This is a genomic window from Streptomyces lunaelactis (assembly GCF_003054555.1).
Lineage (GTDB): Bacteria > Actinomycetota > Actinomycetes > Streptomycetales > Streptomycetaceae > Streptomyces > Streptomyces lunaelactis.
In genome coordinates, this window is record NZ_CP026304.1 from 6,114,500 (window position 1) to 6,135,493 (window position 20,994).

Annotated in this window: 18 protein-coding genes; 14 read left to right on the forward strand and 4 right to left on the reverse strand. The window is 70.1% G+C overall.

What is annotated here, in order from left to right; genetic code table 11:
* Nucleotides 1–51 precede the first annotated feature (51 nt).
* From SLUN_RS28320 to mutM, 4 genes are all read left to right on the forward strand, one after another.
* Complete coding sequence (locus SLUN_RS28320) at nt 52–657, forward strand: YceD family protein (RefSeq protein ID WP_108154977.1); 606 nt, start codon at nt 52–54, stop codon at nt 655–657.
* Nucleotides 658–659: 2 nt separating this feature from the next.
* A complete protein-coding gene (gene rpmF, locus SLUN_RS28325) occupies nt 660–833 on the forward strand; it encodes a 50S ribosomal protein L32 (protein ID WP_026165248.1) in 174 nt (57 codons plus the stop codon).
* Nucleotides 834–852: 19 nt separating this feature from the next.
* Complete coding sequence (gene rnc / locus SLUN_RS28330; RefSeq protein WP_108152821.1) at nt 853–1,770, forward strand: ribonuclease III; 918 nt, start codon at nt 853–855, stop codon at nt 1,768–1,770.
* 119 nt (nt 1,771–1,889) lie between these two features.
* Complete coding sequence (mutM, locus tag SLUN_RS28335) at nt 1,890–2,750, forward strand: bifunctional DNA-formamidopyrimidine glycosylase/DNA-(apurinic or apyrimidinic site) lyase (protein ID WP_108152822.1); 861 nt, start codon at nt 1,890–1,892, stop codon at nt 2,748–2,750.
* On the opposite strand, the gene SLUN_RS28340 is transcribed toward mutM, so the two are convergent.
* Complete coding sequence (locus SLUN_RS28340) at nt 2,723–3,139, reverse strand: winged helix-turn-helix transcriptional regulator (protein ID WP_108152823.1); 417 nt, start codon at nt 3,137–3,139, stop codon at nt 2,723–2,725. The genes mutM and SLUN_RS28340 overlap by 28 nt on opposite strands.
* A gap of 109 nt (nt 3,140–3,248) precedes the next feature.
* On the opposite strand from SLUN_RS28340, the gene SLUN_RS28345 reads away from it, so the two are divergent.
* On the forward strand, nt 3,249–3,839 hold the full coding sequence (locus tag SLUN_RS28345) for a flavodoxin family protein (protein ID WP_108152824.1): 591 nt from the start codon (nt 3,249–3,251) through the stop codon (nt 3,837–3,839).
* A 78-nt stretch (nt 3,840–3,917) separates the two neighbouring features.
* Here the strand turns inward: SLUN_RS28345 and SLUN_RS28350 are convergent, their stop codons facing one another.
* On the reverse strand, nt 3,918–4,814 hold the full coding sequence (locus SLUN_RS28350; RefSeq protein WP_108154978.1) for a CAP domain-containing protein: 897 nt from the start codon (nt 4,812–4,814) through the stop codon (nt 3,918–3,920).
* A gap of 139 nt (nt 4,815–4,953) precedes the next feature.
* On the opposite strand from SLUN_RS28350, the gene SLUN_RS28355 reads away from it, so the two are divergent.
* The 4 genes from SLUN_RS28355 (at nt 4,954) to SLUN_RS28375 (ending at nt 11,211) form a co-directional block, all read left to right on the forward strand.
* The gene (locus tag SLUN_RS28355; protein WP_108152825.1) at nt 4,954–5,235 is read left to right on the forward strand and encodes an acylphosphatase; all 282 of its coding nucleotides are present in this window, start codon (nt 4,954–4,956) and stop codon (nt 5,233–5,235) included.
* Nucleotides 5,236–5,622: 387 nt separating this feature from the next.
* Nucleotides 5,623–5,841: a hypothetical protein gene (locus tag SLUN_RS28365; RefSeq protein ID WP_108152826.1), complete on the forward strand. Its 219-nt coding sequence runs from the start codon at nt 5,623–5,625 to the stop codon at nt 5,839–5,841.
* A gap of 170 nt (nt 5,842–6,011) precedes the next feature.
* Complete coding sequence (smc, locus tag SLUN_RS28370; protein ID WP_108152827.1) at nt 6,012–9,566, forward strand: chromosome segregation protein SMC; 3,555 nt, start codon at nt 6,012–6,014, stop codon at nt 9,564–9,566.
* 229 nt (nt 9,567–9,795) lie between these two features.
* Nucleotides 9,796–11,211, forward strand: a complete 1,416-nt coding sequence (locus SLUN_RS28375; protein WP_108152828.1) for a sugar porter family MFS transporter — start codon at nt 9,796–9,798, stop codon at nt 11,209–11,211.
* A 45-nt stretch (nt 11,212–11,256) separates the two neighbouring features.
* On the opposite strand, the gene SLUN_RS28380 is transcribed toward SLUN_RS28375, so the two are convergent.
* Nucleotides 11,257–12,231, reverse strand: a complete 975-nt coding sequence (locus SLUN_RS28380; RefSeq protein ID WP_108152829.1) for an LLM class flavin-dependent oxidoreductase — start codon at nt 12,229–12,231, stop codon at nt 11,257–11,259.
* Between the two features lie 281 nt (nt 12,232–12,512).
* Here SLUN_RS28380 and ftsY point away from each other — a divergent pair, with 281 nt between their 5' ends.
* Nucleotides 12,513–13,718: a signal recognition particle-docking protein FtsY gene (gene ftsY, locus SLUN_RS28385; protein WP_108152830.1), complete on the forward strand. Its 1,206-nt coding sequence runs from the start codon at nt 12,513–12,515 to the stop codon at nt 13,716–13,718.
* A 114-nt stretch (nt 13,719–13,832) separates the two neighbouring features.
* Here ftsY and SLUN_RS28390 read toward each other — a convergent pair whose 3' ends face one another.
* Entirely contained in the window at nt 13,833–14,495 is a 663-nt protein-coding gene (locus SLUN_RS28390) for a bifunctional DNA primase/polymerase (RefSeq protein WP_108152831.1), read from the reverse strand.
* A gap of 428 nt (nt 14,496–14,923) precedes the next feature.
* On the opposite strand from SLUN_RS28390, the gene nsdA reads away from it, so the two are divergent.
* From nsdA to SLUN_RS28410, 4 genes are all read left to right on the forward strand, one after another.
* Nucleotides 14,924–16,399, forward strand: a complete 1,476-nt coding sequence (gene nsdA, locus SLUN_RS28395; RefSeq protein WP_108152832.1) for a transcriptional repressor NsdA — start codon at nt 14,924–14,926, stop codon at nt 16,397–16,399.
* A gap of 369 nt (nt 16,400–16,768) precedes the next feature.
* A complete protein-coding gene (locus SLUN_RS28400; protein WP_108152833.1) occupies nt 16,769–18,127 on the forward strand; it encodes an ammonium transporter in 1,359 nt (452 codons plus the stop codon).
* Nucleotides 18,124–18,462, forward strand: a complete 339-nt coding sequence (locus SLUN_RS28405) for a P-II family nitrogen regulator (protein ID WP_030351756.1) — start codon at nt 18,124–18,126, stop codon at nt 18,460–18,462. Before SLUN_RS28400 ends, SLUN_RS28405 begins: the two co-directional genes overlap by 4 nt.
* Nucleotides 18,463–18,488: 26 nt before the next feature.
* A complete protein-coding gene (locus tag SLUN_RS28410) occupies nt 18,489–20,942 on the forward strand; it encodes a [protein-PII] uridylyltransferase (protein ID WP_108152834.1) in 2,454 nt (817 codons plus the stop codon).
* Nucleotides 20,943–20,994: the final 52 nt, after the last annotated feature.

Consider the following 20,994-nt stretch of genomic DNA (forward strand, 5'->3'; position numbering starts at 1 on the left):
CGAAAGCAGGACAAAGCCCTGAAGACGCACCTCGACCAGCGCAACCCCCTCGTGTTCGACACACGCGAGCTGGGGCGGCGTCCTGGTGCGCTCCAGAAGCTGACCCGCTCGGTTTCGGCCCTCAAGGACTTCGGTATCGAAGGGGTCATCGGCGTGCCGGAGGGCGCGCCCGTGGAGCTCGGCCTCCGCCTCGAATCGGTCATGGAAGGTGTGCTTGTCACAGGCACCGCCCGTGCGTCGGCCGAGGGGGAGTGCGTAAGGTGTCTGGAGCCGTTGCGCCTTGAGGTCGCGGCGGACTTCCAGGAGATGTTCACGTACCCCGACGCCGACGACCGGGGCCGCAGTCGCACTGCGGAACCCGTCGACGACGCCGAGGACGAGGACACGCTCTTTCTCGAGGACGGCCTGTTCGACCTCGAGTCCGTGCTGCGTGATGCGGTGGTGCTCGCACTGCCGATGCAGCCGGTGTGCCGGGAGACCTGTGCCGGCCTGTGTTCCGAATGCGGAATCAGGCTGGACGAGAACCCGGACCACCACCATGACGCCGTCGACATTCGTTGGGCGGCACTGCAGGGACTCGCCGGAACCGTCAAGGACGGCGAGAAGGACAACATGGGCGGCGCCGAAGCGGGCGTCGACGAGAAGCAGGAGAAGTAGCCGTGGCTGTTCCGAAGCGGAAGATGTCGCGCAGCAACACGCGCCACCGCCGGTCGCAGTGGAAGGCTGCGGTCCCCACCCTGGTTTCGTGTGAGCGTTGCCAGGAGCCGAAGCAGCAGCACATCGCGTGCCCGAGCTGCGGCACCTACAACAAGCGCCAGGTCCTCGAGGTCTGAGCGGCTGGTGAGAGGCACGATGTCTGAGCTGTCCAATGCCAAGAAGCAGGCGGACAACGTCAACGCAGCCTCGTCCCACACGCTTCTGGAAGGGCGGCTCGGGTATCACCTCGAGTCCGCCCTTCTGGTGCGTGCGCTGACCCACCGTTCGTACGCGTACGAGAACGGCGGTCTGCCCACCAATGAGCGGCTCGAATTCCTCGGGGATTCGGTGCTCGGTCTGGTGGTCACCGACACGCTGTACCGAACCCACCCCGACCTGCCCGAAGGCCAACTGGCCAAGTTGCGGGCCGCGGTGGTCAATTCGCGTGCGCTGGCGGAGGTCAGTCGTGGTCTCGAACTCGGTCTCTTCATCCGGCTCGGCCGGGGTGAAGAGGGCACGGGAGGCCGGGACAAGGCGTCCATCCTCGCCGACACCCTTGAAGCGGTGATCGGCGCCGTCTATCTCGACCAGGGCCTCGAAGCGGCCTCGGAGCTGGTGCACCGGCTCTTCGACCCGCTCATCGAGAAGTCCTCGAACCTCGGCGCCGGCCTGGACTGGAAGACCAGCCTCCAGGAGCTGACCGCTGCCGAGGGGCTCGGAGTCCCGGAATATCTCGTCACCGAGACGGGCCCGGACCACGAGAAGACCTTCACTGCTGCCGCCCGCGTCGGTGGTGTCTCGTACGGCACCGGCACCGGCCGCAGCAAGAAGGAAGCGGAGCAGCAGGCGGCGGAGTCCGCGTGGCGGGAGATCCGTGCCGCCGCGGACGAGCGGGTGGCCGCGGAGAAGGTCGCCGCGGAGAACGCCGCCGTCGAGGCGGTCACCACCGCGAAGGCCGCCGCTGATGCGGCGACCGCCGCGGAGGTCGCGGAGACCGCCCCATCCGACGCATCCGACGAAGAGGCCGCCGACGCCTCTTCGGCCTCGGAGCCCGCGGACAGGGCCTCGGCCTGAGTCCACGCTTCCGTTTCCGACCGTGAGGCCCCCGCTCCCCGGAGCGGGGGCCTCACGGCTGTCAGCGCCGGGCGGAGCGGTACGCTGCGGGCGTCAGCGCTTAGTTCTGAAGGAGCCCCGTGCCCGAGCTGCCCGAGGTCGAAGTCGTACGTCGCGGACTCCAGCGCTGGGTCAGCGGGCGCACGATCGCCGAGGTGCAGGTCCTGCACCCGCGTGCGGTCCGCCGGCACCTCCCGGGCGGCGACGACTTCGCGGCACGTCTCAAGGGCCACAGCGTCGGTATAGCCCGCCGTCGCGGCAAGTACCTCTGGCTGCCCCTCGCGGACACGGACGCCTCGATCCTCGGCCACCTCGGTATGAGCGGCCAGCTCCTCGTACAGCCCGAAGACGCTCCCGACGAGAAGCATCTGCGTATCCGCATCCGCTTCGACGACACCCTCGGCACGGAGCTGCGCTTCGTCGACCAGCGGACCTTCGGCGGGCTTTCGCTGCACGACAACACCCCCGAGGGGCTCCCCGACGTCATCGCGCACATCGCCCGCGACCCGATCGACCCGGCCTTCGACGACGCGGCCTTCCACACCGCGCTGCGTCTGCGCCGTACGACCGTCAAGCGCGCACTGCTCGACCAGTCGCTGATCAGCGGTGTCGGGAACATCTATGCGGACGAGGCGCTCTGGCGGGCGAAGCTCCACTACGAGCGCCCCACGGCGAGCCTCACGCGCCTCCGCTCGGTCGAGCTGCTCGGCCATGTACGGGACGTGATGGTCGCGGCTCTGGCTGTCGGCGGCACCAGCTTCGACAGCCTGTATGTGAACGTGAACGGCGAATCAGGCTATTTCGAGCGGTCGTTGGACGCGTACGGCCGTGAGGGCGAGCCGTGCCGACGGTGCGGCACTCCGATGCGCCGCCGCCCCTGGATGAACCGCTCCAGCTACTTCTGTCCGCGCTGTCAGCGGCCGCCGCGCGCCTCGTCGTAACTCTCGCGCGCCGCCAGCACCTCGGGCATCTGCCCCTCCACGAAGTGGATGAGGGTCAGGAGCCGCTCGGAGACCTGACGTCCCAGCGCGGTGAGTTCGTAGTCGACCCGCGGGGGGTTGGTCGGCTGCGCGTCCCGTCGTACGAGACCGTCGCGCTCCAGCGCGTGCAGCGTCTGGGACAGCATCTTCTCGCTCACGCCGTCGACCCGGCGCCGCAGCTCGTTGAAGCGCAAGGTGCCTTCGTTCAGCGCTCCGAGGGTGAGGCTGCCCCAGCGGCCGGTGACGTCCTCCAGGGTGCCGCGCGACGGGCACTGGCGGGAAAACACGTCAAAGGCGAGGTCGTCGTCCGGACAGCCTCCGCTGCTCACTTCCAGGGCACTGGTCTCCATAACAGCAACCATACCTCCACGCAGCGCTAACTCACGGGTTGCGCTCTCTAAAAGTTAGTGCTTTTCTTGGGGCACCACGCCGAGCCCATCGCCCTTGAGGAGCCCTACCGTGACCACCCCTGTTGTCTCGATCGCCTACCACTCCGGCTACGGCCACACCGCCGTCATCGCCGAGGCCGTCCGTGAGGGAGCGGCCGCCACCGGCGCCACCGTCCACCTGATCAACGTCGACGAGATCGACGACGCCCAGTGGGAGCTGCTGGACGGGTCCGACGCCATCGTCTTCGGGTCGCCGACCTACATGGGCACCGCCTCCGGCGCCTTCCACCAGTTCGCCGAGGACACCTCCAAGCGCTGGTTCACCGACACCTGGCGGAACAAGCTGGCGGCCGGCTTCTCCAACTCAGGCTCCAAGAGCGGCGACAAGCTGCACACCCTGCAGTTCTTCGCCACGCTCGCCGCTCAGCACGGCATGCACTGGGTGAACCTCGGGCTCAAGCCCGGCTGGAATACCTCCGAGGGCTCCGAGCACGACCTCAACCGCCTGGGCTTCTTCTCCGGTGCTGCGGCCCAGACGAACGCCGACGAGGGTCCGGAGGGCGTGCACAAGGCCGACATCGCGACCGCCGAGCACCTCGGCCGCCGGGTGGCGGAGACCGCGCGCACGTTCATCGCGGGCCGGGCGGCCGTCGCCGCCTGAGGCGTCACGCCTGAAGAGTCATGAAGATGGGCCCCGTCACCGAGGTGACGGGGCCCATCTCTGTGTACGTGCGACCGGCTAGAAGCCGAAGTCCTGCGTCCACCAGGGGCCGCCGGCACCCAGGTGCACACCGACGCCCAGCGTCTTGTAGTCGCAGTTCAGAATGTTCGCGCGGTGACCGTCGCTGTTCATCCAGGAGGTCATCACCGCAGCCGCGTCGGCCTGACCGCGAGCGATGTTCTCGCCGCCGAGACCCTTCACGCCCACCTGGTCGGCGCGGTCCCAGGGGGTGTCCCCTTCCGGGTCGGTGTGGTCGAAGAACCCACGCGCAGCCATGTCGTCGCTGAAGTCACCGGCCAGCGCCGCAAGCGAGGCATTGGCCCGCACGGGACTGCACCCCACCTTCGCGCGCTCCTCGTTGACCAGGCTGAGCACCGCGGCCTCGGCGGCCGCCGCACCCGAGACGACGGGCGCCTTGGGCCGCGTGGCCGAGCGGTCGGACGCACGCGACTCCGTACGGGCCGGGGCCGCGCTCTCCTTCTTCTTCTCCTTCTGCGCCTCCGGGGCCTTCGTCTGCTTGGAAGGCGTCGCCGACGGCTTGGCCGGCGTGGGGGAGGGGGAGGGGGTCTTGGACGGAGCCTGCGGGCGCGGGGCGCTCTGGCTCGTGGAGGCCGAGGCCCCGTTCGTCGGCTCGGTGCTCGCGTCGCCCTGCGTCTGGAGCTTCGCGGAGCCTTCGGTGCGCACCTGCCCGGCGGAGTCGCCGCCTATGACGGAGAACTTGTCACCGCCCGGCAGCAGGCCGGTCGTGACAGCCACGGCACCTACCGCCATGGCTGCGGAGGCGCCGAGCAGTCCGGTGCGTACGGGTACACGACCCCGCTTCTTCCGGCGTGCACCACCCCGGTGCCGGCCTGTCGAACCGTCCGCGTAATCTGCTGCGGCGGGTTCGGCGGCGGAGCGTCGGTGGCGTCCCATCTGCTTGCCTTCCTGGTACTCGACGGTCAAACGTCAACATGACTCACCCATACGAGTGAGGTTCATTGCGACGGGACTGTAGCCGATGGCGCGTGGGGGCGAAGTGCTCAGAGAGCAATCGGCCAGTTAGCGTGCACGCATGAACGACGTTGCACGGCTCACCGCCTGGGTACGCGGCCGAGTACAGGGAGTGGGCTTCCGCTGGTTCACCAGGGCAAATGCTCTGGAGATCGGCGGGCTTACGGGCTTCGCAGTCAATCTTGACGACGGCAGAGTGCAGGTTGTGGCAGAAGGGCCACGTGAGAATTGCCACCGTTTGCTGGAATGGCTTCGCTCCGACGACACACCCGGCCGCGTCGAAGGTGTCACTGAGATCTGGGACACCCCGCGAGGTGGATACGAGGGCTTCGCGATCCGGTGAACCGACCGCGTAATTGATCTCCGTGGAGATCGGCGGACATGCCGGAGGCACCTGCCCACGACAGAAATGACCTGGTGGTTGCCAAGAAAGGCTTGTCATGCCAGGCTGCGCGAGTAAGGATGATCTATACGCCCTTTGGGCCCCGCCGAGAGGCTCCGCCGCACGTTTCGCGGCCGTGAGCCCCCGGGTTTGCCCGTTGATGCGGGGCGTGATCGTGTTGACCGTCAAACTTTTTGGTGAGACTCTGGAAGCCCCGCGCACCTTAGCTGTTTGGCAGTACGAACCGCAGCGATAGCAAGTAACAATCACTGCCGAGCACCGCGGGTGCGAATCCCTCACGACCCACACCGCATTCGGTCGGTCACTCAGTGTGGAGGACCATCCATCATGGCAAAGGCGCTTCTCGGTTACGTCGGCGGTTCCGACCCGCGACTCCTCGCCGAGATGCGACGGCTGCAACAGCGTGTCCAGGACCTAGAATCCGAACTTGTACGGATTCAGTCCGAGAATGACGCGCTCAATGCTGCTGTCGCTCAGCACCCTGAAGAGTCGCTGCTTCACGGCATCGACATCGAAGTACCCCAGCCGGAGCCCGCGCTCACCTGAGCAGGACGTTCCTGACTGGAGCATCGCGCAGGATTGCACAAGATACGCAAGGGACGCCTCGGCGTCCCTTCTTTCTTTTCCGTCCCACCCCTTACAGCTCTTCCTTTACCGTCTGATGTGCCCTGCACCTTCATCGGTGAAACCGAGCATGAAAGGTAGAGTCCCGCTGCGTGCACCTCAAGGCCATGACCCTGCGCGGGTTCAAATCCTTCGCCTCCGCGACGACGCTGCGGTTCGAGCCCGGCATCACCTGCGTCGTGGGCCCCAACGGCTCCGGCAAGTCCAATGTGGTGGACGCGCTCTCGTGGGTCATGGGCGAACAGGGGGCCAAGTCGCTGCGCGGCGGCAAGATGGAGGACGTCATCTTCGCCGGGACGACCGGCCGGCCACCGCTCGGCCGCGCCGAGGTCTCCCTCACCATCGACAACTCCGACGGCGCGCTTCCCATCGACTACGCCGAAGTCACCATCACGCGGATCATGTTCCGCAACGGCGGCAGCGAGTACCAGCTCAACGGTGACACCTGCCGCCTCCTCGACATCCAAGAGTTGCTGTCCGACTCGGGTATCGGCCGCGAGATGCATGTCATCGTCGGCCAGGGCCAGCTCGACTCGGTACTGCACGCGGACCCGATGGGGCGGCGGGCCTTCATCGAGGAGGCCGCGGGCGTACTCAAGCACCGCAAGCGCAAGGAGAAGGCGCTGCGGAAGCTGGACGCGATGCAGGCCAACCTCGCCCGCGTACAGGACCTGACCGACGAACTGCGCCGCCAGCTCAAGCCGCTGGGGCGGCAGGCCGCGGTGGCCCGGCGGGCCGCCGTGATCCAGGCCGATCTGCGCGACGCCCGGCTGCGGCTCCTCGCCGACGATCTCGTACGGCTCCGGGAGGCGCTGAGCAGCGAGATCGCCGACGAGGCCGCGCTCAAGGAACGCAAGGACAGCGCCGAGGCGCAGCTCAAGGCCGCGCTGGCGCGCGAGGCGGAGCTGGAGGACGACGTACGGCGGCTCGCGCCGCGGCTGCAGCGGGCCCAGCAGAGCTGGTACGAACTCTCCCAGCTGGCCGAGCGGGTGCGGGGCACGATCTCGCTGGCCGACGCGCGGGTCAAGAGCGCGACCCAGGCACCGGCGGAGGAGCGGCGCGGCCGCGAGCCCGAGGACATGGAGCGTGAGGCCGCCCGGATCCGTGAGCAGGAGGCGGAGCTGGAGGCCGCGCTGGAGGCGGCGGAGCACGCGCTGGAGGACACCGTCGCGCACCGCGCGGAGCTGGAGCGGGAGCTGGCGGTCGAGGAACGCCGGCTCAAGGATGCCGCACGGGCGATCGCCGACCGGCGCGAGGGACTGGCCAGGCTCAACGGGCAGGTCAACGCGGCCCGTTCGCGGGCGGCCTCCGCGCAGGCAGAGATCGACCGGCTGGCCGCCGCGCGCGACGAGGCCCAGGAGCGGGCCGTCGCCGCACAGGAGGAGTACGAACAGCTCAAGGCCGAGGTCGACGGCCTCGACGCGGACGACTCCGCGCTGGGCGAGCAGCACGACGCGGCCAAGCGCGAGCTGACCGAGGCGGAGGCGGCGCTGAGCGCCGCCCGCGAGGAACTGACCGCGGCCGAGCGCAAGCGCGCCGCCGTGGCCGCCCGCCGCGAGGCGCTCGCCCTGGGCCTGCGCCGCAAGGACGGCACGGGTGCGCTGCTCGCCGCGAAGGACCGGCTGAACGGCTTGCTCGGCCCGGCATCCGAACTCCTCACCGTGACTCCCGGCTACGAGATCCCGGTGGCGGCGGCGCTGGGCACGGCCGCGGACGCGGTCGCCGTGTCCACCCCGGCGACCGCCGCCGAGGCGCTGCGGCTGCTGCGCAAGACCGACGCCGGCCGCGCGGCGATACTGCTGAGCGGCGCGCCCGGCTCCGCAGTGTCCGAGGAGCATCCTGACGGTGCTCCGTACGCCGCCGATCTGGTGCGCGGACCCGAGGAGCTGATGCCCGCAGTGCGCCGGCTGCTGCGCGGCATCGTCGTCGTCGGGACACTGGAGGACGCCGAGGACCTGGTGTACTCGCGGCCCGAGCTCACCGCCGTGACCGCTGAAGGGGACGTCCTCGGGGCGCACTTCGCGCAGGGCGGCTCCGCCGGAGCGCCCAGCCTCCTCGAGGTGCAGGCGTCCGTCGACGAGGCCGCCGCCGAGCTGGAGGAGCTGGCCGTACGGTGCGAGGAGCTGGCCGCCACGCAGCAGCAGGCGGCCGGGCGGCGCAGTGCGTGTGGCGCGCTCGTCGAGGAGTTGGGGGAGCGGCGCCGTGCCGCGGACCGCGAGAAGTCCGCGGTCTCCGGGCAGCTGGGGCGGCTCTCCGGGCAGGCGCGGGGTGCCGCGGGCGAGGCCGAGCGGACGACCGCGGCCGCCGCCCGGGCGCAGGAGGCGCTGGAGCGGGCCCGGGAGGAGGCCGAGGAGCTGGCCGAGCGGCTGCTGGTCGCCGAGGAGGCCCCCGCGGAGGAGGAGCCCGATACGCATGTACGGGACCGGCTCGCCGCCGACGGTGCCAACGCCCGCCAGACCGAGATGGAGGCCCGCCTTCAGGTCCGTACGCACGAGGAGCGTGTGAAGGGGCTCGCGGGCCGCGCCGATGCGCTCGACCGGGGAGCGCGCGCCGAGCGCGAGGCACGGGCGCGCGCCGAACAGCGGCGCGCCCGGCTGCGGCACGAGGCGGAGGTCGCCGCCGCGGTGGCAAGTGGCGCCCGCCAACTGCTGGCGCACGTCGAGGTCTCGCTGGTGCGGGCCGGGGCCGAGCGGGTGGCCGCCGAGGCGGCCAAGGCCGAGCGCGAGCAGGATCTGACGGCCGCCCGCAACGAGGGGCGCGACCTCAAGAGCGAGTTCGACAAGCTCACCGACTCGGTGCACCGGGGCGAGGTGCTCGGTGCGGAGAAGCGGATGCGGATCGAGCAGCTGGAGACCAAGGCCCTTGAGGAGCTCGGTGTGGAGCCGGCCGGGCTGATCGCCGAGTACGGGCCGGACCAGCTGGTGCCGCCGTCCCTGCCCGCGGAGGGCGAGGAGCTGCCGGAGGACCCGGAGCATCCGCGCAATCAGCCGACGGCGTTCGTACGCGGTGCGCAGGAGAAGCGGCTCAGGTCCGCCGAACGGGCGTATCAGCAGCTCGGAAAGGTGAACCCGCTCGCGCTGGAGGAGTTCTCGGCGCTGGAGGAGCGGCACAAGTTCCTCTCCGAGCAGCTTGAAGACCTGAAGAAGACCAGGGCCGACCTGCTGCAGGTGATCAAGGAGGTCGACGAGCGCGTCGAGCAGGTCTTCACCGAGGCGTACCGGGACACAGCGCGCGAGTTCGAGGGTGTCTTCTCGCGGCTCTTCCCCGGCGGCGAGGGGCGGCTGATCCTGACCGATCCCGACAACATGCTCGCCACGGGCGTGGACGTCGAGGCCCGGCCGCCCGGCAAGAAGGTCAAGCGGCTCTCGCTGCTGTCGGGCGGCGAGCGGTCCCTGACGGCCGTCGCACTGCTGGTGTCGATCTTCAAGGCCCGGCCGAGCCCGTTCTATGTGATGGACGAGGTCGAGGCGGCGCTCGACGACACCAACCTCCAGCGGCTGATCCGGATCATGCAGGAGCTCCAGGAGTCGTCGCAGCTGATCGTCATCACGCACCAGAAGCGGACGATGGAGGTCGCGGACGCGCTGTACGGCGTCTCCATGCAGGGTGACGGCGTCTCGAAGGTCATCAGCCAGCGCCTTCGCTGATCAGTCTTCGACCGGTCTCCGTTCAACCTTCACAACTCTTCAAGTCTTGAACACAAGTGGACCCAGCCGTGGTGCTCACTCGGGGGACCCCGGGTCTTGACTTCGAAACTTGAACGAATAGTCTCTGCAACGTTGCTTTTACCTTCAAGTGGTGGGCGTGTGGAGTTGTGTGCCACTTGAAGGGCTCGCCCACGCCCGGCGACGCTGCCGGACGGCCCCAGGAGTACACGTGACCAGCACTGCGCAGCCGCCGTCCGGAGCCCGTGAGGCCCATCCCGAACATCTCGGCCATGTCATCTTCATCACGGCCGCCGCCGCGATGGGCGGCTTTCTCTTCGGCTACGACAGCGCCGTCATCAACGGCGCCGTCGAGGCCATCAGGGACCGCTACGACATCGGCTCCGGGACGCTCGCCCAGGTCATCGCCATCGCCCTGATCGGCTGTGCCATCGGCGCCGCGACCGCCGGCCGGATCGCCGACCGCATCGGCCGCATCCGCTGTATGCAGATCGCCGCCGTGCTCTTCACCATCAGCGCCGTCGGCTCGGCGCTGCCCTTCGCCCTCCTGGACCTCGCCTTCTGGCGCATCATCGGCGGCTTCGCCATCGGCATGGCCTCCGTCATCGGCCCCGCCTACATCGCCGAGGTCTCCCCGGCCGCCTACCGCGGCCGCCTCGCCTCCTTCCAGCAGGCCGCGATCGTCATCGGCATCGCCATCTCCCAGCTGGTGAACTACGGCATCCTGCAGCTGGCCGACGGCGACCAGCGCGGCGAGATCGCCGGCATCGAGGCCTGGCAGTGGATGCTCGGCGTCATGGTCATCCCGGCCGTGGTGTACGGACTGCTGTCCTTCGCGATCCCCGAGTCGCCGCGCTTTCTGATCTCCGTCGGCAAGGTCGACAGGGCGAAGGAGGTCCTCACCGAGGTCGAGGGCCGGCATGTCGACCTGGACGCCCGCGTCGCCGAGATCGACCATGCGATGCGCAGCGAGCACAAGTCGACCTTCAAGGACCTGCTGGGCAGCCGCTTCAACTTCCTGCCCATCGTCTGGGTCGGTATCGGGCTCTCGGTCTTCCAGCAGCTCGTCGGCATCAACGTCGCGTTCTACTACTCATCGACGCTGTGGCAGTCCGTCGGCATCGACCCGGCCGGCTCGTTCTTCTACTCGTTCACCACGTCGATCATCAACATCATCGGCACCGTGATCGCGATGGTCTTCGTGGACAGGATCGGCCGCCGCCCGCTCGCCCTCATCGGCTCGGCCGGCATGGCGATCGCGCTGGCCTTCGAGGCCTGGGCCTTCTCCGCCGATCTCGTCGACGGCAAGCTGCCCACCACCCAGGGCGTCGTCGCCCTGGTCGCCGCCCATGTCTTCGTGCTCTTCTTCGCCCTCTCATGGGGCGTCGTGGTCTGGGTCTTCCTCGGCGAGATGTTCCCGAACAGGATCCGCGCCGCCGCGCTCGGCGTCGCCGCGTCCGCGCAGTGGATCGCCAACTGGGCCATCACCGCGAGCTTCCCGAGCCTGGCGGACTGGAACCTCTCGGGCACGTACATGATCTACACATTCTTCGCCGTGCTCTCGATCCCCTTCGTGCTCAAGTTCGTGAAGGAGACCAAGGGCAAGGCGTTGGAGGAGATGGGCTAATCCCCGCTGCCCCTCTTCTCACCAACTGCCCCGGCTCGCCCTCCTCTAGAGGTTCTTGAGCCGGGGCAGAACGTTCTCGCACAGCAGCTGAAGGCTGCGCCAGCCCTCGTCCACCGGCATCCCGCCGCACAGCGGATGCAGCACCAGGCTGTCCCCGCCGAGCGTCACGCACTCGTCCGGCGTGACGATCCGGTACACGCCCTCGGCGCGCAGCTCCTCGACCGTCGTCGCCTTCGAGCGCACCGCCGAGCGGATGTCCTTCGACTGCCAGGACGCGTACGTCCGCGCCTCGTGCAGGAAGTGCGGGCCGTACTCCGCCCACGTACGGTCCGGGTCCTGAGAGATGTGCAGCAGCGGAGTCTTCTCCGCCGGCATCATCGTCCAGCCCTCTGTCCCGTACTCGGCGCGCTTCTCGTGGTAGTACGCCTCCAGCTCCGGCAGATGCGCGCTCGGGAAGAACGGCAGCCCGAACCGGGCGGCGCGGCGGGCCGCCGCCTGCGAGGAGCCGCCCACCAGCAGCAGCGGATGCGGCTGGGTGTAGGGACGCGGGGTGACCCGGACCGTGCGGCCGCGGTACTCGAAGGGCTCACCCGTCCACGCCTGGAGCAGCGTCTCGAGCAGCTCGTCCTGGAGCTTGCCGCGCCGGCTCCACTCGACGCCCAGCTGCTCGTACTCCTCCGGCCGGTAGCCGATGCCCGCGACCGTGACCAGCCGGCCTTTGCCGATCAGATCGAGTACGGCGATGTCCTCGGCCAGCCGCAGCGGATCGTAGAGCGGGCCGATGATCGCGGAGACGGTGACCGCGATACGGCGCGTGGAGCCGAGGACCGAGCCGGCGAAGACGAAGGGGGAGGGCAGCCAGTTGTTGGCGGCGCCGTGGTGCTCCTCGGTCTGGATGGTGTCGACACCGCGGTCGTCGGCGTACGCGGCCATCTCCAGGGCGGCACGGTAGCGGGCCGCGAGGGTCTCGGGTGTCGCCTCGGGAGCGACGAGATTGAAGCGGGCCACTGTAAAGGCCATGGGAAGGTCCCCCTCCGCCGGGTATGAACATGGCGAAGGGGGACGGTAGCTGACGTTGCGTCAGATAGAAAGACGTCAGACAGAAAGAGACGTCAGACGGAAAGAGACACAGGCTCGGCTTCCGCGACGCGCTCGGCCATCGCCTGCCTGAACGCCACCGCGAGCAGCGTCAGGAAGAAGATGAACGCGGGCCGGGCGACGGACCGGCCCGGCCCGCGGGGTCAGAGACCCCTGCGAGGAGAACGAATCGTCAGCGGGAGGTCACGCATACTGGACGGGTTATGGACATCGTCATCCTTGCTGTAGTCATCGCCCTGGTCGCGGTCGGCGCGATCAGCGGGCTCGTGGTCGGCAGCCGCAAGAAGAAGCAGCTGCCGCCCTCGGCACCGTCGAGCACGCCGACCATCACTGCCCCGCCCGCCGAGCCTCAGGTCGGTGAGGACGCCGCACCGACGGTCGAGGAGCCGCGCCGCACGATCGAGGAGGTCGACCTCCCCGAGGCCGCGGCTCCGGTCGTCGTCGAGGAACCCGCGGCGCCGCCGGCCCCCGAGATCGAGGTCCCTGAGCCGACCGCCGGCCGGCTGGTCCGGCTGCGCGCCCGCCTCGCCCGCTCCCAGAACTCCCTCGGTAAGGGACTGCTCACGCTGCTGTCCCGGGACAACCTCGACGAGGACACCTGGGAGGAGATCGAGGACACCCTCCTCACCGCGGACGTCGGCGTGGCGCCGACCCAGGAACTCGTGGAGCGGCTGCGCGAGCGGGTGCGGGTGCTCGGTACGCGTACGCCCGACGAGCTGCGCTCCCTGCTGCGCGAGGAGCTGCTGCACCTGCTCGGCACCGACTTCGACCGCGCGGTGAAGACCGAGAGCGGCCCGGACACCCCGGGCGTCGTCATGGTCGTCGGCGTCAACGGCACCGGAAAGACCACGACGACCGGCAAGCTGGCGCGGGTGCTGGTCGCGGACGGCCGCTCGGTGGTGCTCGGCGCGGCGGACACGTTCCGCGCGGCGGCGGCGGACCAGCTGCAGACCTGGGGCGAACGGGTCGGCGCGCGCACGGTGCGCGGCCCCGAGGGCGGCGACCCGGCGTCGATCGCGTTCGACGCGGTCAAGGAGGGCATCGCCGAGGGCGCGGACGTCGTACTCATCGACACGGCGGGCCGGCTGCACACCAAGACGGGCCTGATGGACGAGCTCGGCAAGGTCAAGCGCGTGGTCGAGAAGCACGGCCCGCTGGACGAGATCCTGCTGGTCCTGGACGCCACGACGGGGCAGAACGGCCTGGTGCAGGCGCGGGTGTTCGCGGAGGTCGTGGACATCACCGGCATCGTGCTGACGAAGCTGGACGGTACGGCGAAGGGCGGCATCGTGATCGCGGTCCAGCGGGAGCTGGGCGTACCGGTGAAGCTGGTGGGGCTGGGGGAGGGCCCGGACGATCTGGCGCCCTTCGAGCCGGAGGCGTTCGTCGACGCGCTGATCGGCGAGTAGCTGTGACCTGGGGCTCCGCCCCCGGACCTCCACTCCTCAAACGCTGGAGGGGCTGAAAATCAAGCCCCTCCGGCGATTGGGCGCGGGGTTCGGGGCGGAGCCCCGACTCGTGCGTCAGGGCGACGTGCGGTGGCAGACATACGCCAGCGTGCCCAGCAGCAGCCGCGCCTCCGGCGGCGCCGTCGCCGTGTCCAGGGACGGCGCCCGCAGCCAGCTCACCGGGCCCAGACTGCCGTGGTCCGATGGCGGGGCCGTGATGTGGGTGCCCGGGCCCAGGCAGTGGAGGTCCAGGTCCGCGTCGTCCCAGCCCATGCGGTAGAGCAGCTGCGGGAGCTCCGCCGAGGCGCCGGGCGCGACGAAGAACTGGCAGCGGCCGTCCGGGGTGGCCGAGACCGGGCCGAGCGGGAGGCCCATCCGCTCCAGGCGCACCAGCGCGCGCCGGCCGGCCGGGGCCGCGACGTCGAGGATGTCGAAGGTGCGCCCGACGGGCAGCAGCAGCGACGCGCCCGGCACCTCCGCCCACGCCTTGGTGACCTCGTCCAGCGTCGCGCCGGCCGGGACTTCGGCGGCGAAGCCGAGCGGGTGGGCGCCGGGGGACGTACAGTCCGGGGCGCCGCAGGAGCACTGGCCGGACGCGGCTCGCGCGCCCGGGACCACGGCCCAGCCCCACAGCCCGGTGTACTCGGCCACCGCTGTGCACTCTGCCGTGCGGCCGCGGCGCCGTGAGCCGGGCCTGATCTCCCTGGTCCCCCGGATGCCGCCGATCGTGAAGCCCATGCCCCCTCCAACGGGTCCGACTCGCCGGTGGTTACGACCCGAAGTCTCCTCGTAACACTGCGTCGCAGCCGGTGAAGGTCCGGCGGCGCACAGTAGCGCGAGGGGTGGTGCGGATCCTGCCGCGCGCCTGTGCGTGCAACGCTCCGCTGCCTCCTGATCGTCGTATGTCAAGTGAATCGCGCCCGACAGCAAGGGAGTTCATTCGATGGGGTGGCGAATGGTGGCGTTTCTGGAATCGCCCTCGCTGGAGGGGTGATCGTAGGGTTACTTTCAGTACACGAGTCCTGGAGTTCCGCGCATCCTTGGGTATGCCGGGGGCAACTCGGTTCCCTGTTCGACGGGGCGCAACCTCCATACGGACAGTCGCAACTCACGGCATTCTGGTAGGGGTTCAGGCGACAGTGGCTTTGGCGGATGGGGGCGTTCCAGTGAGCGGCAGCGGCGCAGACGGTACGAATACCGGCAAGCGTCCGAACGAGCAGTTGAGCTCGTGGTTCGTGCGCAGCGGTTGGTCGAAGGGCGAGCTGGCGCGCCAAGTGAACCGCCGGGCGCGCCAGATGGGCGCACACCACATCAGCACCGACACCTCTCGGGTGCGGCGCTGGCTCGACGGCGAGCAGCCGCGCGAGCCGATTCCGCGCATCCTCTCCGAGCTGTTCTCCGAGCGCTTCGGCAGCGTCGTCGCCATCGAGGACATCGGACTCCGCTCGGCGCACCAGTCACCTTCGGTGTCCGGGGTCGACCTGCCCTGGGCCGGACCGCAGACCGTAGCCCTGCTCAGCGAGTTCTCGCGCAGCGACCTGATGCTGGCGCGGCGCGGCTTCCTCGGGACCTCGCTCGCCCTGGCCGCGGGCCCCGCCCTCGTCGAGCCGATGCAGCGCTGGCTGGTGCCGTCCCCGGGCGGCGAGCCGGGAGCGCCCGAGTCGTCGGCTGTTCCGCGCAGGGCCTCCCGGCTATCCAAGCCCGAGCTGGACCTGCTGGAGGCCACCACCGCGATGTTCCGCCAGTGGGACGCCCAGTGCGGCGGCGGACTGCGGCGCAAGGCCGTTGTGGGCCAACTCCACGAGGTCACCGACCTGTTGCAGGAGCCGCAGCCCGCGGCCACCGCCACGCGGCTGTTCAGGTGCGCCGCCGAGCTCGCGGAGCTGGCCGGCTGGATGAGTTACGACGTCGGTCTGCAGCCCACCGCGCAGAAATACTTCGTCCTCGCGCTGCACGCCGCGAAGGAGGCGGCGGACAAGCCGCTCGGCTCGTACATCCTGTCCTCCATGAGCCGCCAGATGATTCACCTCGGGCGGCCCGACGACGCCCTGGAACTCGTCCATCTCGCGCAGTACGGCAGCCGCGACTGCGCCACCCCGCGCACTCAGGCGATGCTGTATGCGATGGAGGCCCGCGCCTACGCCAACATGGGCCAGCCCAGCAAGTGCAAGCGAGCCGTCCGGATGGCCGAGCACACCTTGTCCGACGCCGGTCTCGACGGCGAGCCGGAGCCCGACTGGACCCGCTTCTTCTCCGAGGCCGAGCTCAATGGCGAGAACGCCCACTCCTACCGCGACCTCGCCTACGTGGCCGGCCGCAGCCCCACGTACGCCTCGCTCGCCGAGCCGGTGATGGAGCGGGCCGTCGAACTCTTCGGCAAGGACGACGAGCACCAGCGTTCGTACGCACTCAACCTGATCGGCATGGCCACGGTCCATCTGCTGAAGAGGGAGCCCGAGCAGTCCATGGTCCTTGCCGACCGGGCGCTCACCGTCGCCAAGCGGGTCCGCTCCGAGCGGGTCAACACCCGTCTGCGCAAGACCGTCGACACGGCGGCCCGGGACTTCGGTGACGTGGCCGAGGTCGCCCACTTCACCGACCTGCTCACCTCTCAGCTGCCCGAGACCGCGCAAGCGGTCTGAGCGGCGGCGCCCCACAGGCCCCGGCCGCGACGCACCCCGAACAGTCCGACTCGGCTCCCCCGTGCCAGGTCAACCGGGTGCCGTCGCGGCCGGTCCCTCTTTACGGCGATACCGCCCCCGCCGGCGCGGAGGCGGTTGCTCGCCACCGAGGTCCTCAATCCAATGGTTGCGGCATGGTAACGCTGTCCCGTACGCGAGCCCGGCAGTTCATCGGTGCGTAACACGCAGGACCCGTTCGTCACTGCGGCGAAACATCGTGCGGCATCGACGGAAACCGCATTGGGCCAATCTCAGGGCGCATAACCGGCCCGCCCACTGTCCGCACAGGCTTCGCCCGCACGCGGCCGCACCGACGACGAGGAGACGCCGATGCCTCCAGGCATCTCGACGCTTGCAGCAGACACTCCGACACTGTCTTCTGCCAACACCGGGTTCATGCTCATCTGCTCCGCGCTCGTGATGATCATGACGCCGGGCCTGGCCTTCTTCTACGGAGGCATGGTCCGGGTCAAGAGCACGCTCAACATGCTGATGATGAGCTTCATCAGCCTCGGGATCGTCACGATCCTTTGGGTGCTGTACGGATTCAGCGCCACCTTCGGCACGGACAAGGGCGGCTTCATCGGCTGGACCTCGGACTATGTCGGACTGAGTGGCCTCGGTATCACCCAGCTGTGGGACGGCTACACCATCCCGGTGTACGTCTTCGCCGTCTTCCAGCTGATGTTCGCGATCATCACCCCCGCCCTGATCAGCGGCGCGCTCGCCGACCGCGTGAAGTTCAGCGCCTGGGCGCTGTTCGTCGCGCTGTGGGTCACCGTCGTGTACTTCCCGGTCGCGCACTGGGTGTGGGGCGCGGGCGGCTGGCTCTTCGAGCTCGGTGTCATCGACTTCGCGGGCGGCACCGCCGTCCACATCAACGCCGGAGCCGCGGCCCTCGGCGTGATCCTGGTCATCGGCAAGCGCGTCGGCTTCAAGAGGGACCCGATGCGGCCGCACAGCCTGCCGCTGGTGATGCTCGGCGCCGGACTCCTGTGGTTCGGCTGGTTCGGCTTCAACGCCGGCTCCTGGCTGGGCAACGACGACGGCGTCGGCGCGGTGATGTTCATCAACACCCAGGTCGCCACCGCCGCCGCGATGCTCGCCTGGCTGGCGTACGAGAAGATCCGCCACGGTGCGTTCACCACGCTCGGCGCCGCCTCCGGCGCGGTCGCCGGTCTGGTCGCCATCACTCCGTCCGGCGGCGCCGTCAGCCCGCTCGGTGCGATCGCCGTCGGCGCCATCGCAGGTGTGCTCTGCGCCATGGCCGTCGGCCTGAAGTTCAAGCTGGGCTACGACGACTCCCTCGATGTCGTCGGTGTCCACCTCGTCGGCGGTGTCGCCGGCTCGCTGCTCGTCGGCCTCTTCGCCACCGGCGGTGTCCAGTCCGACGTCAAGGGCCTCTTCTACGGCGGCGGTCTCGACCAGCTCGGCAAGCAGGCCGTGGGTGTCTTCGCGGTACTGGCCTACTCTCTGGTGGCATCGGCGGTCCTCGCCTTCCTCCTCGACAAGACCATCGGTATGCGGGTGGACGAGGATGTAGAGGTCTCCGGTATCGACCAGGACGAGCACGCCGAGACGGCGTACGACTTCAGCGGTGCGGGCGGCGGTGCAGGCTCCCGCAAGGCCGTACCCGCGCCGAGCGACACCGTGGCAGCCGCAGCTCCGATCAAGAAGGTGGACGCATGAAGCTCATCACCGCAGTCGTGAAGCCACACAGGCTGGACGAGATCAAGGAGGCCCTGCAGGCCTTCGGCGTCCAGGGGCTCACGGTCACGGAGGCCAGCGGATACGGCCGGCAGCGCGGCCACACCGAGGTCTACCGCGGCGCGGAGTACACCGTCGACCTGGTCCCCAAGATCCGTATAGAGGTACTGGTCGAGGACGGCGACGCCGAACAGCTCATCGATGTCGTCGTCAAGGCGGCCCGTACGGGCAAGATCGGTGACGGCAAGGTGTGGAGCGTGCCGGTCGACACGGCGGTACGGGTGCGGACCGGCGAACGCGGCCCGGACGCGCTGTAAACGCTCAACAGAACAGGAGCTGCTGGGTGACGAGCCTCGAAACGACCACCGAAGCCGAAGACTCGGGACCCAGCGGTTATGCGGCGGCCCGGCTGCGCCTTCTCAATGAGAAGGGGCGGTCCGGGCCGCCGCGCCGTGCTGCCCTCGCCAAGCTGACGGACGACTGGCTGTCCGCGCTGTTCGCCACCGCCACGCTGGAGGCCGGGGTGCGGGGCGCGGCGCTCGTCGCCGTCGGCGGCTACGGGCGCGGCGAGTTGTCGCCACGCAGCGACCTCGATCTGCTCCTGCTGCACGACGGGGGCGCGGACGCGGGCGCGATCGCCGCTCTCGCGGACCGGATCTGGTACCCGGTGTGGGATCTGGGGCTGGCGCTCGACCACTCCGTACGCACCCCGGGCGAGGCCCGCAAGGTCGCGGGCGACGACCTCAAGGTGCAGCTGGGGCTCCTCGACGCGCGTCCGGTCGCGGGCGATCTGGGGCTGGTGGCCGGGCTGCGTACCACCGTACTGGCCGACTGGCGCAACCAGGCGCCCAAGCGGCTGCCCGAACTGGACGAGCTCTGCCGCGAACGGGCCGAGCGGCAGGGCGAGTTGCAGTTCCTGCTGGAGCCCGATCTGAAGGAGGCACGGGGCGGACTGCGCGATGCCACAGCGCTGCGCGCCGTCGCCGCGTCCTGGCTCGCCGACGCGCCGCGCGAAGGACTCGCGGAGGCGCGCAGGATCCTGCTGGACGCCCGGGACGCACTCCATCTCGTCACCGGACGGGCAACCGACCGCCTCGCGCTCCAGGAGCAGGACCAAGTCGCGACCGAGCTCGGCCTGTTGGACGCCGACGCGCTGCTGCGGCAGGTGTACGAGGCGGCGCGGACCGTCTCGTACGCCACCGACGTCACCTGGCGTGAGGTGCACCGGGTGCTCAAGGCCCGCTCCGTACGGCCCCGGCTGCGGGCCATGCTGGGCGGCGGCCGCACCCCGCAGCCCGAGCGCAGCCCGCTCGCCGAGGGCGTCGTCGAGCAGGACGGCGAGGTGGTGCTCGCCCGCGCCGCCAAGCCCGAGCGCGACCCCGTCCTCCCGCTGCGGGCCGCGGCCGCCGCCGCCCAGTCCGGCCTGCCTATCTCCCTGCACGCGGTACGGCGGCTCGCGGCCACCACCCGCCCGCTGCCCGTGCCCTGGCCCGCCGAGGCCCGCGAAGAGCTCGTCACCCTGCTCGGCGCGGGGGAGTCGACGGTCGGCGTCTGGGAGGCGCTGGAGGCCGAGGGCCTGATCACACGGCTGCTCCCGGACTGGGAGCGCGTACGGTGCCGGCCGCAGCGCAACCCCGTGCACACCTGGACCGTCGACCGGCATCTGGTCGAGGCGGCGGTCAAGGCCTCCTCGCTCACCCGCCGGGTCGGCCGCCCCGACCTGCTGCTGATCGCCGCCCTGCTGCACGACATCGGCAAGGGCTGGCCCGGTGACCACTCCGTGGCGGGCGAGACCATCGCCAAGGACGTCGCCGCGCGGATCGGCTTCGACCGGGCCGATGTGGCCGTCATCGCCACGCTCGTACGCCACCATCTGCTGCTCATCGAGACGGCGACCCGGCGCGATCTGGACGACCCGGCGACGGTCGCTTCCGTCGCCGCCATCGTCGGATCGGCGGGCACCTTGGAGCTGCTGCACGCGCTCACCGAGGCCGACGCGCTCGCCACCGGACCCGCGGCCTGGTCCTCCTGGCGCGGCTCGCTCGTCGCGGACCTGGTGAAACGGGTCACGGCGGTCCTCGCGGGCGACGCCCCGGCGGAACCGGAGCCCGCCGCTCCCAGCGCCGAACAGGAACGGCTCGCCATCGAGGCGCTGCGTACGGGCGAGCCGGTGCTCGCGCTGCACGCCCAGGCCGAGCCGTCCGCCGGCGACGAGCCCGAGCCCGTCGGTGTGGAGCTGCTGATCGCGCTACCCGACCAGCCCGGCGTGCTTCCTGCCGCGGCCGGGGTGCTGGCCCTGCACCGGCTGACCGTACGCGCCGCGGATCTGCGCTCGATCGAGCTGCCCAGCGAACTCGGCGAGCCCTCGGGCGTACTGCTGCTGAGCTGGCGGGTGGCGGCCGAGTACGGATCGCTCCCGCAGGCCGCCAGGCTCCGCGCCGATCTCGTACGGGCCCTGGACGGTTCGCTCGACATCCCGGCCAGGCTCGCCGAACGGGAGGCCGCGTATCCGCGCCGCCGCGGGGTCAAGGCCCCGCCGCCGAGGGTGACGGTCGCACCGACGGACTCCCGGCTCGCGACGGTGATCGAGGTCCGCGCACAGGACGCCCCGGGCCTGCTGCACCGCATCGGCCGCGCGCTGGACGAGTCGGCGCTACGGGTGCGCAGCGCCCATGTCTCCACCCTGGGCGCGAACGCCGTCGACGCCTTCTATGTGACGGGCGCCGACGGAGCGCCGCTGCCCCCGGAGCAGGCCTCCCAGACGGCCCGCGCGCTGGAGGCGATGCTGCGCGCCTGAGGTGAGACCCCCACTGCGCCTGAGGTGAGACCCCCCACGGGGCAGACCCCAC

Bases quoted from the DNA above. Each gene is read 5' to 3' on its own strand.
- rnc (WP_108152821.1), top strand. From the start codon at position 853: ATGTCTGAGCTGTCCAATGCCAAGAAGCAGGCGGACAACGTCAACGCA.
- SLUN_RS28340 (WP_108152823.1), bottom strand. From the start codon at position 3,139: ATGGAGACCAGTGCCCTGGAAGTGAGCAGCGGAGGCTGTCCGGACGAC.
- SLUN_RS28350 (WP_108154978.1), bottom strand. From the start codon at position 4,814: ATGGGACGCCACCGACGCTCCGCCGCCGAACCCGCCGCAGCAGATTAC.
- SLUN_RS28355 (WP_108152825.1), top strand. From the start codon at position 4,954: ATGAACGACGTTGCACGGCTCACCGCCTGGGTACGCGGCCGAGTACAG.
- SLUN_RS28365 (WP_108152826.1), top strand. From the start codon at position 5,623: ATGGCAAAGGCGCTTCTCGGTTACGTCGGCGGTTCCGACCCGCGACTC.
- SLUN_RS28380 (WP_108152829.1), bottom strand. From the start codon at position 12,231: ATGGCCTTTACAGTGGCCCGCTTCAATCTCGTCGCTCCCGAGGCGACA.
- ftsY (WP_108152830.1), top strand. From the start codon at position 12,513: ATGGACATCGTCATCCTTGCTGTAGTCATCGCCCTGGTCGCGGTCGGC.
- SLUN_RS28390 (WP_108152831.1), bottom strand. From the start codon at position 14,495: ATGGGCTTCACGATCGGCGGCATCCGGGGGACCAGGGAGATCAGGCCC.
- SLUN_RS28400 (WP_108152833.1), top strand. From the start codon at position 16,769: ATGCCTCCAGGCATCTCGACGCTTGCAGCAGACACTCCGACACTGTCT.
- SLUN_RS28405 (WP_030351756.1), top strand. From the start codon at position 18,124: ATGAAGCTCATCACCGCAGTCGTGAAGCCACACAGGCTGGACGAGATC.